This is a genomic window from Pseudobutyrivibrio xylanivorans (assembly GCF_010906925.1).
Taxonomy (GTDB): Bacteria; Bacillota; Clostridia; order Lachnospirales; family Lachnospiraceae; genus Pseudobutyrivibrio.
The window spans coordinates 888,341-905,921 of sequence record NZ_VTVE01000001.1 but is presented as its reverse complement, the minus strand read 5'-3'; the positions used below and the strand labels follow the sequence as shown (position 1 = coordinate 905,921).

Genomic DNA, 17,581 nt, shown 5'->3' with positions numbered 1-17,581 from the left:
GGAAATTTAATTATAGACAAAAAAAGGGAGCGATGCAAGATTTCTTGCATCACCCCTCTGATTGATTTATTAAACTGGATAAGCTTTGTTTTCCTTATCTGCCTTTGTTGGATCAACCTTTGTCTGCTGAGCTTCACGATACTCGAAGAACTCTGTAGCAACCTTTGGGAAAAGAGCGTATGAAAGAACGTCCTCATCTTGCTGCTTCCAGCGCTTGCACTCTTCTTCGAACTTAGCAAGACCTGGCTCAATCAAGTCAGCTGGACGGCATGTGATAGCCTTATCCTTATCAGCACCAAGAACCTTCTCAACAACATCTGGGTTGAAAGGCTTAACTGTCTGACCGTACTTACCAAGTAAGATATCCTTTGTCTGCTCTGTAGCAACCTTGTATCTCTCACCCATAAGTACATTAAATACAGCTTGAGTACCAACAATCTGTGATGAAGGTGTAACAAGTGGTGGCTCACCAAGATCCTTACGTACACGTGGTACTTCCTCAAGAACCTCACGAAGCTTATCTTCCTTACCCTGCTCCTTTAACTGGCTGATAAGGTTTGAAAGCATTCCACCTGGAACCTGATAACGAAGTGTATTGATGTTAACACCAAGTACCTTTGTAGAAAGAAGACCGTTCTCAATACACTCTTCTCTATATGGTCTAAAGTAATCAGCAATTTCAGAAAGAAGTTCCTGATCAAATCCTGTATCGTATGGTGTGCCCTCGAAAGCTGCAGCCATAACTTCTGTAGCTGGCTGAGATGTACCAAGAGCAAATGGTGACATAGCACAGTCAATGATGTCTGCACCAGCTTCAACTGCCTTAAGATATGTCATTGAAGCAACACCAGATGTGTAGTGAGTATGCATCTCGATAGGAAGCTTTGTTGACTCCTTAAGAGCTGTAACAAGCTCATAAGCCTTTGCAGGAACAAGAAGACCTGCCATATCCTTGATACAGATAGAATCTGCACCCATATCCTCGATACGCTTTGCAATATCCTTCCAGTAATCAAGTGTATAAGCTTCACCAAGAGTATAAGAAAGAGCAACCTGAGCGTGACCCTTTTCTTTATTTGTAGCCTTAACAGCTGTCTCAAGGTTTCTAATATCGTTTAAGCAGTCAAAAATACGAATGATATCAATACCATTAGCAATTGACTTCTGAACGAAGTACTCTACAACATCATCCGGATACTGGCTGTATCCTAAAATATTCTGGCCTCTGAAAAGCATCTGAAGCTTTGTATTCTTGAAACCATCACGTAGCTTTCTAAGTCTCTCCCATGGATCTTCCTTGAGGAAACGAAGTGAAGCATCGAATGTAGCACCGCCCCAGCACTCTACTGCGTTGTATCCAACCTTATCCATCTTGTCAATGATTGGAAGCATCATAGAAGTTGGCATTCTGGTTGCAATAAGAGACTGATGTGCATCTCTAAGTATTGTCTCAGTAATTTTTACTGGCTTTGGACTAATATCTGCCATTTATTTTACCCTCCTAAACTCCGAAAATAGCCATAAATACACCGGCTGCAACTGCTGTACCAATTACACCAGCAACGTTTGGTCCCATAGCGTGCATGAGAAGGAAGTTTGTAGGATCCTCTTCTGCACCAACCTTTTGAGAAACACGTGCTGCCATAGGAACAGCTGATACACCAGCAGAACCGATAAGTGGATTAATCTTTCCGCCAGTAACATGGCAAAGAAGCTTACCAAATAAAACTCCGGCTGCTGTACCGAAAATGAAAGCAACAAGACCAAGAGCTACAATCTTAAGAGTAGCCACATTGATGAATGCCTCCGCAGATGTTGAAGCACCAACAGATGTACCAAGTAAGATAACTACGATGTACATCAATGCATTTGATGCAGTCTCAGTAAGCTGATTAACAACACCTGACTCCTTAAATAAGTTACCTAACATAAGCATACCAACAAGTGGAGCTGTTGTAGGTAAAATTAAACATACAATAATTGTAACTACGATTGGGAAGAGAATCTTCTCAAGCTTAGAAACTGGACGAAGCTGAGCCATCTTAATAGCACGCTCTTCCTTTGTAGTAAGTGCCTTCATGATTGGAGGCTGAATAATTGGAACCAATGACATATAAGAATATGCCGCAACAGCAATAGGTCCCATTAAAGCAGACTGTCCTAACTTACCTGCTAAGAAGATAGATGTAGGACCATCAGCACCACCAATAATTGAAACTGCAGCAGCAGCCTGATCTGAGAATCCTAAAAGGATTGCAAGCAGATAAGCTGAGAAAATACCAATCTGTGCAGCTGCGCCAAGCCAAAAGCTGATTGGGTTAGCAATAAGTGGACCGAAGTCTGTCATAGCACCAACACCCATAAAAATAAGTGATGGAAGAATCGAATACTCATCAAGAGTATAGAAATAATAAAGCAAGCCGCCTACTCCATTAGAGGTTTCTTCAGGCGATGCAATAATATCAGGGTAAATATTTACAAGCAACATACCAAATGCAATAGGCAAAAGTAAAAGTGGCTCATACCCCTTTTTAATTGCAAGGAATAGGAAGAAACAAGCAACCGCTATCATGACAAAGTTACCCCAGGTCAGATTGAAAAAAGCAGTCTGATGAGCTAGGTTCAACAATGTCTCTCCAACGTAACTCATGTTAAATCCTCCTATTAGTTCATAGTTGCAAGTAATGCGCCAGCATCAACCTGCTGACCTTCGTTGCAATTGATAGATGCAACAGTACCATCCTGAGGTGCAACAACAGGTGTCTCCATCTTCATAACTTCAAGAACTACTACAGGATCACCCTTCTTTACAGAAGCACCAGCAGCAGCTGCAATCTTAACAACCTTACCAGCAGCACCTGCTTCGATTTTAACGCTACCAGCAGCACCTGAGCTTACAGGAGCTGCAGCTGCCTTAGGAGCAGCAACTGGAGTAACTGGTGAAACGCCAGAACCTCCCTTATCTTCTACAGTTACATCATAAACTGTTCCATTAACAGTGATAGTATAATTTTTCATGGAAATTTCCTCCTAAAGTTGATTATCTTTTCTTAATTGAACGTACTACAAACGAATCTGTAGAAGCTCCTGTGCTAGCAGCGATTGCTGCAGCGATAACAGCTACAAGCTGCAAATCATCTGTATCATTATTTGATGAAGAAACTGGAACTGCAGCAGCAACAGGTCTAACATCCTCTGCGGTCTCTTTGCTCTCCTTAAGCTTCTTCTCAATCTTTGGAATAATTTCAAATCCCTTAATGACAGCAGACATAACAACTAACATTGCAAATACAATTAAGATACCCATAACTGTATTAAGCGCTGCCTTCTTCATAATCTCGCCAAGTGTATAAACAGGCTCTACATTCATAGCTGTTGGAACAGACGAATCGAGAGTTGAATATACAAATGTCATCTTTAAATCTCTCTTTGAAAAGTCACCAACAATAGTAGATGTAATTGTCTTTCCTGACTTTTCGATATTATAGTCTTTTATACCTTTATACTTGCCTGCTTTTGAACTACAATCTTTGAAATCGTTGTAAAGAGTTGCGCCTGTAGATTTTTCGTCAGATAAATCAAAACCAAGCTTTGTAGATATATATTCATCCACAGCATTAGCGTCAACATCTACAGCTTTTTCCATTTCATCTAATTCATAATCACGAGTAAACTGTTCAGCTACAACGTATGGGTCAATGCCATACATACCTGCTAAATCATCTACAGTCATGCCACCAGCCTGAGGAGTTATCGATAATAGATAGTTTGCAAATTCATATCTAATAAGATCCTCAGGAGTACCATCTGTTGTTCCAGCAAGAGTTTCCATATAGTTTGTAATTTCTGCTCGATATGAACTAACTTTACGTCCTGCCAACTCATCAGAATTCTTGAGTTCACCACATGAAGTAACCCCAAGAGCAAGTGCTAAGGTACATAAAAGTAATGTTAATTTCTTCTTCATATGTTCACCTTCCTGCTCTTAAAAAAACATCTCAAATCCTGCAATGATGTACTTTCTAGCATCTGCAGTAGAAACAATTCTGTCGATATGACCATGGGCAGCAGCTGTAAGAGCGCTATCCTGAAGCTGAGCGTAATCTTTTTCGATTGCAGCAGCATCTGTACCATTATCAGAAAGGATTCTAGCAGCCTTAGAAGCTTCCATTGCACCAACTGAAGCATTTTCAAAAGCATATACTAAATCAGCACCAAGTGACTTAGAGTTCATGAGAACATAAGCACTTCCGTATGCCTGTTTTGTAATAAGATTGATCTTTGGAATGCTAGCATCAACAAATCTCTGTGACATCTGAGCAAGAGCGCGTGGAAGACGCTTCTCCTGGCATGTGCATGACTTGAATGCTGCAACATTTGTAATAGAAAGAACAGGAATCTCATACATATCGCAAAGCTCAACAAAATCAGCAGCCTTCTCGCAACCGATAGCTGAAAGATATGCTTCTCCATCAACTTCTCTATTTCCAACTACACCGATGGTAACGCCATCAAGCTTGATAAGACCAGTAACCATCTCCTTAGCATATCCAGCTTTAAGCTCGATAAACTCTCTATTATCTGCAATCTCAGTAGCAATTGCAGCTGCATCAGATACCTTAGAATCAAGGCCTTCTGAAGCACGATTAAGATCATCTGTAGCCTCTACGATATCATTAGGAATCATAGAGATAACCTGGCGCATTGAAGCAACAACTTCTTCAAGTGAGCCATACATATCAACTGTACCAGCCTCTTCGAACTGGAACTTTGCAGATGATGTATCTTTATCATTACCTGTAATAGTATCAGGTGAATTAACAAACAATGAAGCGCCATCAACCATAAATGTGAAATCAGCAATTGCTGGAAGAACTGAAAGTCCACCGCCACACTGACCAGCCACACAAATAAGCTGAGGAATAACGCCCTTAACATCTGCTGCTCTCTCGATAACTGCACCTAGAGACTCAAGAGCATCAAATGACTCTTGTAAACGAACTCCACCGCAATCAATAAATCCAATGACAGGAGCACCAACTTTGAGTGCCATGTCATAAAGCGACAGAATCTTCTTCGCATGCATCTCACCAATAGTACCGCCCAATACCTCGGCGTTCTGGCTGAAAACGAACACTAATGTGCCATCCACGAGACCATGACCAATAATTACTCCGTCTGATGGTTCTTTCTTTGCATCAAGGTTAAAATCTGTGTTGCGAGCAACTACTAATGACTGAAGCTCAACAAAGCTGTTGTCATCAAGCAATGCGTTAATTCTAGCCTGAGCCTGATTTAAATCATTACCCATCTCATACCTCCATTTATATAAATATTTCAAATTTCTCGCAAGTATAATGATACCCTTTATTTAAGCCCTTTTCAACGAAATCGTGTTAAAAAATTGTCATAAAAAAACCACCCAAAATTTGGGTGGTTTTTTGTATAAAAATTATATTGTAACCTCTACATTATTAGCCTCATTTTCGGCCTCCATTTTGAACTCCTCAATCTGAGTCTGAGAAAGCTCTGGAAGTTCATCAATTGAGCTAACACCAAATGAGCGTAAAAACTCCTCTGTAGTACCAAAAAGCATAGGTCTACCAGGGGCATCAAGACGTCCAAGCTCCGTACATAAGCCGAACTCAACAAGCTTTGAAACCGCAAAATCACAGGAAACGCCTCGGATTTTTTCAATCTCTGATTTAGTGATAGGCTGCTTGTATGCAATGATTGAAAGTGTCTCCAAAAGCACATCCGTAAGTACGTATTTTTTAGGCTGCTTAGCAATCCTAATAAGATACTCATAAATATCAGGGCTAGTGCACATCTGATATGCACCATCTATCTCGGTAATTGTAATACCTCTATTATTGTCCTCGTATGATTTCTTAAGAGACTCAATAGCCTCAACAACTTGCTTATCTTCTATTTCAAGAGCCTTAGCAATCTTAGATGGCTCAACTGTGCCACCCATAGCAAAAAGAATGCCCTCGACTATATTCTCTATTTCTTTAATATCCATATTCCCTCCAAATTCAATAAGGAAAAAATGCCATCTAATAATTGCCTCCGGCAATGGCACTTCTTGAGCATATTCTTTGCCTCGCAAAAACATGCATTTTAAGCAGCAATCTTACTCTCAATAACAATATCAGTAAATGTATCCTCTTGAGTAATATTAATCTGTCCAGCCTTCATCATTTCCAAGATACAAAGGAATGTAACGATAACCTCTGTCTTAGAATGAGCAGCTTCTAATAAGTTTCTGAAACTAAATGTATTGTGAGCCTTGGCAAAAGCGATAGTCCACTCCATCTTCTGTTCCAATGAAACCTCTTCCTTTTTAATCTTACCAAATGTAGAACGGATTGGATCTCGTCTATTATCCTGACGCTTAAGAACCTGGTTAAAAATATCATTAAGCTTGTTCAAAGTAAGGTCAGACATAAGCTCTTCTAAGTCAACTGGCTGCTCATACTTTAAAACCTCATCAGGGATGGTAGGCTCCTTGTAAAATACAAGGCTGGCATCCATCTGTCTATCTCGAAGCTGATAAGATATAGTCTTGTACATTTTGTACTCAAGTAACTGCTGAACAAGCTCTGCACGTGGATCCTCAGCCTCTTCGCCGTCCTCTTCCTTTTCCTCTCTAGGAAGAAGCATACGACTCTTAATATCAAGAAGTGTGGTAGCCATAAGCAGAAACTCAGACATAATATCCAAGTCACTATTATCCATAGCTCGAACATATTCCATATATTGATCAGTAATCTCAACGATTGGAATATCGTAAATATCAACTTTATTCTTATCAATCAGGTGAAGAAGCAAGTCTAATGGCCCCTCAAATACCTGAAGCTTAACATTCATCTCCATGAATTTTCTCCTACTTATGGGCAAAAAAATAATCTCATGCCTATTAACATGAGATTATTATATTAGACTATATTGTGTATGTCAATATGATTAACCACTATATATAGTTATCTGACAATTATTACATTGTCTCAAGAGTCTTACGAATTTCTACGATGAAATCGCGAGAATTGAGAACTGTAGGATTCTCGATAGATGTGATAAGAGCTAAATCCTTAGTCATCTTTCCATCCTCGATTGTCTTAACGCAAGCCTTCTCAAGCTTATCAGCAAACTTGGCAAGCTCTGGAATATTATCAAGCTCGCCGCGCTTTCTAAGAGCACCAGTCCAAGCAAAAATTGTAGCTACTGAGTTTGTAGATGTCTCCTCACCCTTAAGGTGCTTGTAGTAATGACGCTGAACTGTACCGTGAGCAGCCTCATACTCGTAGTAACCAGCAGGGCTAACAAGTACTGAAGTCATCATAGCAAGTGAACCAAATGCAGATGAAATCATATCAGACATAACATCACCATCGTAATTCTTGCATGCCCAAATAAATCCACCCTCAGACTTCATAACACGTGCCACAGCATCATCGATAAGTGTATAGAAATACTCGATACCAGCCTTATCAAATGCATCCTTGTATTCCTTATCAAAGATTTCTTGGAATACATCCTTAAATGTATGATCATACTTCTTTGAAATTGTATCCTTTGTAGCAAACCATAAATCCTGCTTTGTATCTAAAGCAAATTTAAAACAGCTATGAGCAAAACTCTCAATAGAATTATTGATATTGTGCTGACCCTGAACAACACCAGGACCATTGAATGTATGAACTAAAGCACGCTCTTCCTTGCCATCCTCAGTTGTGTAAACAAGCTCAACCTTACCAGCTGCAGGGATTACCATCTCAGTGTTCTTGTAAACATCACCGTATGCATGACGAGCAATTGTAATAGGCTTCTTCCATGACTTAACATTTGGATCAATTCCCTTTACAACGATTGGAGCTCTAAATACAGTACCATCAAGAATAGCTCTGATTGTACCATTTGGGCTCTTCCACATCTCTTTAAGATTATACTCAGTCATACGTGCAGCGTTAGGTGTGATAGTTGCGCACTTTACAGCAACACCATATTTCTTTGTAGCCTCTGCAGACTCCACTGTAACCTTATCATCTGTCTCATTTCTGTGCTCAAGACCAAGATCATAATACTCTGTCTTTAAATCAATGAAAGGAAGCAACAGCTCATCCTTAATCATCTGCCAGAGAATTCGGGTCATCTCATCTCCGTCCATCTCTACAAGTGGGGTTGTCATTTGAATTTTGCTCATTAATAGTTCTCCTTTTCTATACTTAAATAAATTTAAAACAATAGTAATTACCAAACTTTCACAAATGATAAATCAGTGATAGTTCTTATATATTCTCCTTTGGAATCATAAAGATCATATGAGCCAAGTTCATTCTTAATCCAGAAAAATGCTGGACCATATTGCTCGATATTTTCATCTTTATCTAAAAATTCGATTCCAAAATCTACATCCTTTGTCGTTCCCAAAAGGAGGTATTCTGAAAAAATGTAATTAAAGTTTTCATTGTACCAATGAAGACGTTTTTCATTTTTATCATCTACTTTGATTTCATAATAATAAGTCAAATCAGAATAGGTGTATTCTCCTTTATCTATATGCCAATCATCTAAAATGTCACCATTAGAATCTATATAATTATATACAATTAAATAAGAATCGCTACCTATATTTTTAGAAACTTTTAAATTTATATCACTATCTTCGTCTTTTTCTTTACCAGCAGACACAAATTCAAGGCCTGTATATTGAATATTGCCATCGATATCAGCTATTATTGCTTCACCAAAGTGCTCTTTATCAGCACTCTTTAAATAAAATCGGCCATCTCCAATGTATACATAATCACTGTAATTTCCTGGTATTAATACATTTTCATTTACGTCAATTATATTAATAAACCCATCTTGTTTTTGACAAGCAAAAATATAATTCTCAATGAATGGTTCTACTAATGATAATTTTGTATATTCATCAGATTCTAATACTATTTCACCATCGGAAAAGACCACTTGTAAATTTCGACCTGAAGTTCTGGTTAATACAAATACATCCTGTTTCAATAAGAGGCGCCAGTACTTATAATTGTAATCGCCCTCATAAATATAAGAATCTATATACTGATAATCATCATCAGCATCTACTACATATAAACAAGAATCATTGATATCAGAATCAGCTGAATCTATAAAGAATGCTGTCCCCTTATCTGGATACATTTTTTTAATGTTAACATAATCATAACTAGTTGAAGGAATTAAAAATTCTCCATTTGAATCGATAACATTATATCCATTCTTTTCTTGATATACACCAATCAATCCATATCCATTTTCAAAAGAGATTTTTTCAAAAATAGGATCTATCAGTCGATTACCATCCTCAGTAATTATTCCAAAACAATTATTTACTTCAGAATAGTAGACTGCAATCCCTTTATCAAAATAATGTCTTTCATAATCTCTATCGTATCTGCGATTATAATCACGATTGTTGAACTCATAGCATAATATCAATCCATCATATTCCCAAAAATGATCATTAAAACCTGATGTACTAAAACTTCCATTACCTAAACTATTTTCAAAAAGAATATTCTTATCATAGATATCAGCTAAATCATTATCTAAAATTCTCTGTCTAACAGATTTTTTTCTTGTAACAAATGATGGAATATCAAAAACAACATTTCCATCCAAATCTATCATATGACCTTTGTAATCAGGCGATATCCCATCACTATCAAACATTGGACATTCATCATAAACAGGACCTGAATTATAGTTTGTTTTTATATTTATAATTCCATATTTCTCATCATAGAAACAAGAATTTACTGGCATATTATTATGTACTTTATAGGTATAGACATCTTCTGATTGTTGCACAATGCTATAGGCTTCTCCAAATCTATCTACAATATCACTTGGATGATCAGCTAGAAAATTTAGATTAGAATCAAATTGATTCTTTTTAATTAAAATAAATATCGCAAATACGATTAATCCTATCCCAATTATCATCCTAAGGATATAAAATGCTTTACAATGTTTATTAACAATATCAAAAAATGAATATTTACCAACAAAATAATCATCGCTATCTACAGGACCCAAAACTCCAACTAAAGAGCGAGAATTATAAATAATAGCTATACCAAGAATAAACCTTACTAAAATAAACAAATATACTAAAGTCAAAGTATTCTTATTTAATCTGAACCAAAAAACAACAAGTAAAATTAGAAATAAGACATTAAAAATCATCCAGATATCTTTGAATTTTTTAAATCTAAAGTAAAAACGATATGATAGTTTTCTTGTATTTGCTTCACCATACATAAAATCCGAGAAGCAATAAACAGCTAAATACTCTATAACAAATCGAACTATAAAAGTAAGTTTAAAAAACAAAGAAAGAAATGTATGATGGCTCGTATCAACAGCAAATATCACAAACCATAATTCAATCACATCCAATATGATAGTCCAACTTATAAACGTTGAAAAAACATATATTTTATCACAATGACTAATCCTAATTCTTATAATCAAATATAAGAAAAGTACAATTTCAACTCCATAAAAAACATAGTCAATGCCCTGAGACATAAATGGGCAATAAAAGCTAAAAATATGGGAAACCAAATTTATAAAATTCCAGATAATAAATGCATAAAACACTTTATCTATTTCTACTGTATTTGTTTTAAGTAATTTTTTCACAACCCCTTCTCCTTACAAAATAAGCCTGCCAAAAGGCAGGCTCATTAAACACCATATTATTTAACAACTAAGTTAACAATCTTGTTTGGTACATAGATTTCTTTAACAAGGTTCTTGCCTTCAAGAGCCTTTGCTACTGCCTCGTCAGCCTTAGCAATAGAAAGAGCATCATCCTTTTCACATCCGTTAGGGATTTTGATTGTAGCCTTGAGCTTGCCATTGACCTGAACAGCTATCTCGATTGTAGACTCTACAATCTTGTTAGGATCAAATTCTGGCCACTGAGCAAGTGAACAATATCCCTCACCTCCGAGCTCTGCGTACATTTCTTCACAAAGATGTGGAGCAAATGGGCAAAGAATCTTTACAAGTAAGATAAGATTCTCTTTTGTAATATGTCCCTCTGCAACGATATCGTTAAGAAGTCCCATCATAGCTGCGATAGCTGTGTTGTACTTCATAGCCTCGATATCCTCAGATACCTTCTTAATTGTCTTATGAACACCAGTCTCGATTGACTCGCTGTTAGGCTCATCAGTAACAATATCTGTAAGACCTGCAAATCTCTCAAGGAATCTCTTACATCCACGAACAGAAGCATCTGACCAAGGAGCAGCTGCGCCATAGTCACCCATGAATAATACGTATGTACGAAGTGTATCTGCACCATAAGCATCTACAATATCAAGTGGATCAATAACATTACCACGAGACTTTGACATCTTCTGTCCATCCTCACCAAGAATCATACCCTGGGCACTTCTCTTCTTGTATGGCTCTGGAGTATTAACTACACCAAGGTCATAGAGGAAATGATGCCAGAAACGTGAGTAAATCAAGTGACGTGTAACGTGCTCCATACCACCATTATACCAATCAACTGGCATCCAGTAGTTGAGCTTGTCCATTGATGCAAACTCTTTATCATTGTGTGGATCAATGTAGCGAAGGAAGTACCAAGAAGAACCAGCCCACTGAGGCATAGTATCTGTCTCGCGCTTAGCATCACCGCCACACTTAGGACACTTGCAATTAACGAAGCTATCAACCTTAGCAAGTGGTGACTCTCCATCAGTACCTGGCTCAAACTTCTCAAGTACAGGAAGCTTAAGTGGAAGCTGATCATAAGGAACTGCAACATCACCACATGTAGGACAATGTACAATTGGAATAGGCTCACCCCAGTAACGCTGTCTATTAAATGCCCAATCCTTCATCTTGAACTGAACACCAGCCTTACCACAACCAAGCTTCTCCAATTCCTGAATCATTCTATCGATAGAGTCCTTTTTGTTGTTAAGACCATTAAGGAACTCTGAATTAATCATGTTACCCTCGCCTGTATAGGCTTCTTTTGTCACATCTCCACCCTCAATTACAGGGATAATATCAATACCAAACTTTGTAGCGAAATCCCAGTCACGTTGATCGTGAGCAGGAACCGCCATAATAGCACCTGTACCATAACCCATCATTACGTAATCAGAGATAAATACAGGAATCTTCTTGCCAGTGATTGGGTTGATAGCATCAAATCCCTCAACTCTAACACCAGTCTTGTCCTTAGAAACAAGCTGTGTACGCTCGAACTCAGACTTCTTCTGGCACTCAGCTCTATAAGCCATGATTGCATCCATGTTAGAAATCTTATCAGCATACTTATCAATGTATGGATGCTCAGGAGCGATAACCATAAAAGTTACACCACAAAGTGTATCTGGTCTTGTAGTATAAATCTCAAGCTTATCCTCTATTCCTTCGAGTGTGAAATTAACGAAAGCACCCTTAGATTTACCAATCCAGTTAACCTGCTGCTGCTTAATATTCTCAGGGAAATCTACCTCATCAAGGCCCTGAAGAAGCTTATCAGCATACTCAGTAATACGAAGGTACCAAACGTCCTTCTCTTTTTGAATAACATCACTGTGGCAGATATCGCACTTACCACCCTGTGAATCCTCATTTGAAAGGACAACCTTACAATGTGGGCAATAATTTACAAGAGTCTTGTCTCTGAAAACAAGTCCCTTCTCAAACATCTTAAGGAAAATCCACTGTGTCCACTTGTAGTAATCCTCCTGAGTTGTGTCGATTGTACGGCTATAATCAAAAGAAAAACCTACGCTCTTAAGCTGTGTTGTGAACTTTTTAATATTGTCATCTGTGATTTTTCTAGGATGTGTATTAGTCTTAACAGCGTAATTCTCTGTAGGAAGACCGTATGCATCAAATCCGATAGGGAATAATACATTGTATCCCTGCATACGACGCTTTCTTGAAACTACTTCTACTGAAGAATATGCCTTGATATGACCAACATGCATACCAGCGCCTGATGGATATGGAAACTCTACAAGACCGTAGAATTTTGGCTTATCAGAACCATCAACAGCTCGGAAAATGTCGTCCTTTTCCCAGGCTGCCTGCCATTTTTTCTCAATTGCTTTAAAATTGTGCTTCATTTTTCTCACCTCGTAATTTTACAACTCACAAAATTATAATCAAAGCGCCCTATTTTTGCAATAAATCAATAAAATTTCCTTATAAATCATATGTGTCTCTAATGTTCTTGTATGTATTCTGAATAATCCACTACAGAACAACGGAAATTAGCCTCACCAGTTATATTATCATAATGATAAATATCATATTCGCCTTCCTGATTTCTAAACCAGAAATATCGAGAATAGCCACCATATGCATCGCATACTCCGAAGAAATATGATTCATTGGAATTTTCATCTATGTCACCATAAAAATGTCCCGACATTATTTCTACATCATTTCGATACCAGTGAACAGTTGGAATTCCTTCATCATCGCAAGTAGCAATATAATTTAATGTTACAGAATTACCGAGGTTTTCAGTGCCCTTAAAAATAAACCAATCGCCCAAAAGCTCTCCTTGATTATTAATATAATTGTATAAAGTAATTCCACTCTCAGTTATTTTAGAAACTTTTATATACGATGGCTCTTCTTTTTTGTGGTCGCCTTCATAATATTTCTCAAATTTAAAGCCAGTATATTTAATATTACCATCAAGGTCAGCCAAAACCGCTTCCCCTTCATGACCTTCATCTGCACTTTCAAGATATAAAATCTTCTCAGAATCTACTTTGCAATGAGTGTATTTACCGGGGATAATTTCATTACCATCAAAATCAATAATGTGATAGTAATCCGAATCATCTTGAGCCAATATAAACAAACCATTATTTTCAGAATCTGTTTTAGCAAATACAGCCTTATACTCTTCGGTTTCAAAAATAATCTTCCCCTTATAGATTATGACAGGAGTTTCTTTGCCATTAGAGCATTTAATTAAATTCATATATACATCAAGTTGACGATCAAAAGGTGTATCTTCAAGAGGGTTCTTATAATATCCTTCTAGTTTATTCCCATCAAAATCCTTAATATAAATTTTTGAATCTCCATTATCCCACGTCGTTATACATAATAATTCTAAATTATAATTTATATCATTAAGCCTAGCATGCTCTTCATCTATTAAGGGTTTCATATCTGAATTGATAACATTAACACCTTCCTCTTCGTTTGATACAGCAATCGCTTTATACCCATAATTATTAGGCTCAACGCGAGTGTAGATTGGATCAGTTAAAATAGTTCCATTTTCAGATATGAATCCGTATCCATTATCCATTTCAGAAAAATATATTGCGATTCCTTCATCAAAATAAGCTCTATCCGGTATATTCTCCCAATCAGCGCTGAATATAGGCGCCACGACAAAACAATCATTTAATTCGGTATCCAATGATAAAAAGAAAACCGATTCTTCATATTTATTTGAATAATATGAGTCATCTCTTCTTACCGAATACTCATTGAAAAGAATTCTCTTGTCAAGAATCGATGCAAGGTTATTATCTATAAGCTTCTGACGAGAAGATTTTTTTCTATAAATACTTGTTGGTATATCAAAAACAATTTCACCTTCGTAATTTATAAAATGTCCTTCATGATCTGGACTAATACCATCTCTATCAAAATATAAAGGTCCATTATAAATAGCCTCAGTATATTCACCTGTTTCAACATTAACTAAACCATATTTATTATGATTAAAGCCTGACCAATCTGGCATTTCATTTTTAATGCCATATCTATAATACCCATTCCCTTCAAATAAAAAATCCAGAATAGTTTCTCTCTTGGAAGATGTGATTTGTTCCTTAGTCATTGATTTTATATCTAGGGTTTCATATGTATTTCTCTTCTTAAGAACTACAACACCTAATACTGCAATGCATAATAAAAATGAATACTTAATTATTCTCACGCTATTCTTAAATATATTTGAGTCAAAAAAATCTATTGGTCCAAACACACCTTTAAAATAAAATTTATCATTTGTAGGCCCTATATTATTAAAAAAGCCTCTTAAAGCAAAACAACAATACAATAAAAAAGCTACGAATAATATGCATAAAGGATACGTAAAAACAAAAAAATCTTTATTAAAATGAACTGAAATTAAAAGAATAGCAAAAACAATTACAAAATAAATACAATATACTTTCAAACTTTTAGGTGTTATAGCCTCTTTAGAAATATGATAAATTTCATCTTGATATGTAGCTTCATCAAAAAAGAAAATATAAATGCACACATTAACAAAAACCCTATAAACAAATGAAATCATAAAAATAATTGTTATAAATTGTGTCGCAGTATTATAGGCAAAAATAGAGATATAAAGTTCAACCACATTAAAAAAAATAATGCTATTAATTAAAGATGATATAATATGAATTCGTTTATTGGGATTATATCTAGATATTAAACTTAAAACAGTAAGCAATACAATTTCAAACCCATAAAACAAATAATCAACTTTATCTGTTATAAATGGATGATAAAAACTAAATATATGAGATGCAACATTAAAGAAATTCCAAAGAGTAAGCACAAAAATAACAAATGAGATATTAATCTTACTTAACTTTGCCTTAACCGATAATTTCAAATCCATCATTCTCCTCTACATAACATGGAATAAACCCGCCATATGGCAGGTTTATTAATTATTTCAAATAAGTCTATGCCTTCTCGACAGTATTTTTTACATTTTTCTTTTTCTTATTTTTCTTATTAATGGCAGAAATAGAAGCACCTATCACGGCACCAAAAACAGCTCCATAGGCTGATTTAGATCCTACCTTCTTCCAATCTATACCACCAGAAATGTTAGCATTGGATTTAATATTCTTATCATAAGTAATCTCAACGCCCTCAACCAATTCCTGCGAGTCCTTTAACAAAGAATCCGCATCTACTGAAGGTGCATAAGAGCGAGTATAGAAATAGTAATAGTTATTATTAGCTATTGTAAATAAATATCCAGATGTGTAATCACCATCTGTATTAGTTCCAGTAATTACGAATTGGAAATATGGCAAGCCACCCTCTGTATAGAAGATATCCTTGTATTCAACGCTTTTAATTCCATCCTTTCCTACTCCATCTTCCATTTCTTTAACAAAATTTTCCCCACATTTGGCCAAATCCTCTTTTGAATAATCCTTTAAGTGACCAAATTTATCCTCGCCTTCTATAAAACTCATATAAGATTCTCTAAAATAATTATTATCATCTACATATAATGCTTTAAAATATACGCCTGGTGTGGATTTAATACTTTTTACAATGGTATCAGGATTGATTCCGTATTCAGAAATATCATCTCCATAAATATTTTCTGCATCGTATACATAATTGTACTTATCGCTAAGAGTAATAGACACACCAACATCCTCATAATTAAGTTCAATACCTGATGCGGCCTTAGATACAGTCGAAGTCCCCACTGTAAACACCGTTGCCATAGCAAGCGAAAGCATAATACCTTTTTTCATAACAATTCTCCTTTTTCACTAACATTTTTCACTAACTCAGAACTTATCATTTATCATTCTTTTTTCTTTTCACAGCATTAACCAAAAAACTTGCACCAACAAGAATCGCAGCTCCCGCAGCACGACCTAAAGTGCGAGAAGCAAATGCGTTCTTACTAGCTCTTGTCTTATTAGTTTTTGATCCTGTAATTATGTTGGAATCACTTGCAATATTGCTTGAATCAGAAATATTAGAAGTATCCTCCACCTTTTCTGGTCTACCAGTAAATTTAACACCCTCTACAAAAACTTCTCCATCCTTAACCAAATCATCAATTAAAATATTTGGATTATATGATCTAAAATAGAAATAATAACTATCTCCGTTAACAATTGTAAAATAGCAAGCCGAACGAAAATCGCCATTTTCTTTTAAACTCTTCATATCAAAAACAAAGAATACTTCTCCATCTTCAGTATGATAAGAATCTAAATAATCACAAGAAACACCATAAAGAGAAGAAACGGAAAAACCTGTTTTTACCTTAGTTAACAAATCTTCTAATTCGTCATCAGAACAATCTTTCAAATCCCCTGAAACACCAAATTCATGACCATATGACATATAAGCTTCGTTAAGATATCCTTCATCATCAATATAAAATGCATCGTAGGACATACCATTTTCTTTTATTGTTGATGTAATTTCATTTGTGTGAATACCAATGTCAAGAGCCTCATCCCTGTATCCTTGACTCTCATCATAGATATATCTGTATTTTTCAGGGAAGCTTGCTTCTATACCAAACTTTGATAATACAAAATCATCTTTATCCTCTGTAACCTGATCAACCGACTCTGCTTCAGAAGCCCTAGCAACAACAGGTGTTGCAATCAAAAGCACAAGCATTAAGGCAAGCAAATTTAAAATCTTCTTTTTCATATACATTTTTCTCCAATTTATTTAAGCGCATATTATAGGTAGTATATTAATACCCTCACTTGTTTTTGTCAATACTAAATTAAAA

Annotated in this window: 13 protein-coding genes; all 13 read right to left on the bottom strand. The window is 36.0% G+C overall.

The annotated features are described in order from the left end of the window. Positions 1-69: 69 nt before the first annotated feature. Positions 70-1,488 (bottom strand): oxaloacetate decarboxylase subunit alpha, encoded by a 1,419-nt coding sequence (locus F0Q01_RS04190; RefSeq protein WP_090486576.1) that lies wholly within the window; start codon positions 1,486-1,488, stop codon positions 70-72. Positions 1,489-1,501: 13 nt separating this feature from the next. Continuing rightward, on the bottom strand, positions 1,502-2,650 hold the full coding sequence (locus F0Q01_RS04185) for a sodium ion-translocating decarboxylase subunit beta (RefSeq protein WP_090486573.1): 1,149 nt from the start codon (positions 2,648-2,650) through the stop codon (positions 1,502-1,504). 14 nt (positions 2,651-2,664) lie between these two features. Further along, a complete protein-coding gene (locus F0Q01_RS04180; RefSeq protein ID WP_090149940.1) occupies positions 2,665-3,018 on the bottom strand; it encodes a biotin/lipoyl-containing protein in 354 nt (117 codons plus the stop codon). A gap of 22 nt (positions 3,019-3,040) precedes the next feature. After that, on the bottom strand, positions 3,041-3,967 hold the full coding sequence (locus F0Q01_RS04175) for an OadG family protein (RefSeq protein ID WP_090486570.1): 927 nt from the start codon (positions 3,965-3,967) through the stop codon (positions 3,041-3,043). A gap of 18 nt (positions 3,968-3,985) precedes the next feature. Next, positions 3,986-5,311 carry a carboxyl transferase domain-containing protein gene (locus tag F0Q01_RS04170; RefSeq protein ID WP_090149946.1) on the bottom strand — a complete coding sequence of 442 codons (1,326 nt, stop codon included), beginning with the start codon at positions 5,309-5,311 and terminating at the stop codon, positions 3,986-3,988. Between the two features lie 141 nt (positions 5,312-5,452). Beyond that, positions 5,453-6,025 (bottom strand): SMC-Scp complex subunit ScpB, encoded by a 573-nt coding sequence (gene scpB / locus F0Q01_RS04165; protein ID WP_090150046.1) that lies wholly within the window; start codon positions 6,023-6,025, stop codon positions 5,453-5,455. 98 nt (positions 6,026-6,123) lie between these two features. Further along, positions 6,124-6,879: a segregation and condensation protein A gene (locus F0Q01_RS04160; protein ID WP_090149949.1), complete on the bottom strand. Its 756-nt coding sequence runs from the start codon at positions 6,877-6,879 to the stop codon at positions 6,124-6,126. Between the two features lie 121 nt (positions 6,880-7,000). Beyond that, positions 7,001-8,206 (bottom strand): NADP-dependent isocitrate dehydrogenase, encoded by a 1,206-nt coding sequence (locus tag F0Q01_RS04155; RefSeq protein ID WP_090486567.1) that lies wholly within the window; start codon positions 8,204-8,206, stop codon positions 7,001-7,003. 47 nt (positions 8,207-8,253) lie between these two features. Continuing rightward, on the bottom strand, positions 8,254-10,689 hold the full coding sequence (locus F0Q01_RS04150; protein ID WP_090486564.1) for a hypothetical protein: 2,436 nt from the start codon (positions 10,687-10,689) through the stop codon (positions 8,254-8,256). Positions 10,690-10,745: 56 nt separating this feature from the next. Beyond that, positions 10,746-13,151 carry a leucine--tRNA ligase gene (leuS, locus tag F0Q01_RS04145; RefSeq protein WP_090486561.1) on the bottom strand — a complete coding sequence of 802 codons (2,406 nt, stop codon included), beginning with the start codon at positions 13,149-13,151 and terminating at the stop codon, positions 10,746-10,748. A 98-nt stretch (positions 13,152-13,249) separates the two neighbouring features. Beyond that, positions 13,250-15,685, bottom strand: a complete 2,436-nt coding sequence (locus F0Q01_RS04140) for a hypothetical protein (protein ID WP_143096635.1) — start codon at positions 15,683-15,685, stop codon at positions 13,250-13,252. Positions 15,686-15,758: 73 nt separating this feature from the next. Further along, positions 15,759-16,574, bottom strand: coding sequence for a hypothetical protein (locus tag F0Q01_RS04135; RefSeq protein WP_090486555.1), 816 nt, complete (start codon positions 16,572-16,574; stop codon positions 15,759-15,761). A gap of 46 nt (positions 16,575-16,620) precedes the next feature. Next, positions 16,621-17,496, bottom strand: a complete 876-nt coding sequence (locus F0Q01_RS04130; protein WP_090486553.1) for a hypothetical protein — start codon at positions 17,494-17,496, stop codon at positions 16,621-16,623. Positions 17,497-17,581: the final 85 nt, after the last annotated feature.

What these genes read in the sequence shown, in the direction of transcription:
- F0Q01_RS04135 (WP_090486555.1), bottom strand. Translation starts at nt 16,574, where the DNA reads ATGAAAAAAGGTATTATGCTTTCGCTTGCTATGGCAACGGTGTTTACA.
- F0Q01_RS04175 (WP_090486570.1), bottom strand. Translation starts at nt 3,967, where the DNA reads ATGAAGAAGAAATTAACATTACTTTTATGTACCTTAGCACTTGCTCTT.
- leuS (WP_090486561.1), bottom strand. Translation starts at nt 13,151, where the DNA reads ATGAAGCACAATTTTAAAGCAATTGAGAAAAAATGGCAGGCAGCCTGG.
- F0Q01_RS04160 (WP_090149949.1), bottom strand. Translation starts at nt 6,879, where the DNA reads ATGGAGATGAATGTTAAGCTTCAGGTATTTGAGGGGCCATTAGACTTG.
- F0Q01_RS04170 (WP_090149946.1), bottom strand. Translation starts at nt 5,311, where the DNA reads ATGGGTAATGATTTAAATCAGGCTCAGGCTAGAATTAACGCATTGCTT.
- F0Q01_RS04130 (WP_090486553.1), bottom strand. Translation starts at nt 17,496, where the DNA reads ATGAAAAAGAAGATTTTAAATTTGCTTGCCTTAATGCTTGTGCTTTTG.
- F0Q01_RS04185 (WP_090486573.1), bottom strand. Translation starts at nt 2,650, where the DNA reads ATGAGTTACGTTGGAGAGACATTGTTGAACCTAGCTCATCAGACTGCT.
- F0Q01_RS04190 (WP_090486576.1), bottom strand. Translation starts at nt 1,488, where the DNA reads ATGGCAGATATTAGTCCAAAGCCAGTAAAAATTACTGAGACAATACTT.
- scpB (WP_090150046.1), bottom strand. Translation starts at nt 6,025, where the DNA reads ATGGATATTAAAGAAATAGAGAATATAGTCGAGGGCATTCTTTTTGCT.
- F0Q01_RS04155 (WP_090486567.1), bottom strand. Translation starts at nt 8,206, where the DNA reads ATGAGCAAAATTCAAATGACAACCCCACTTGTAGAGATGGACGGAGAT.
- F0Q01_RS04180 (WP_090149940.1), bottom strand. Translation starts at nt 3,018, where the DNA reads ATGAAAAATTATACTATCACTGTTAATGGAACAGTTTATGATGTAACT.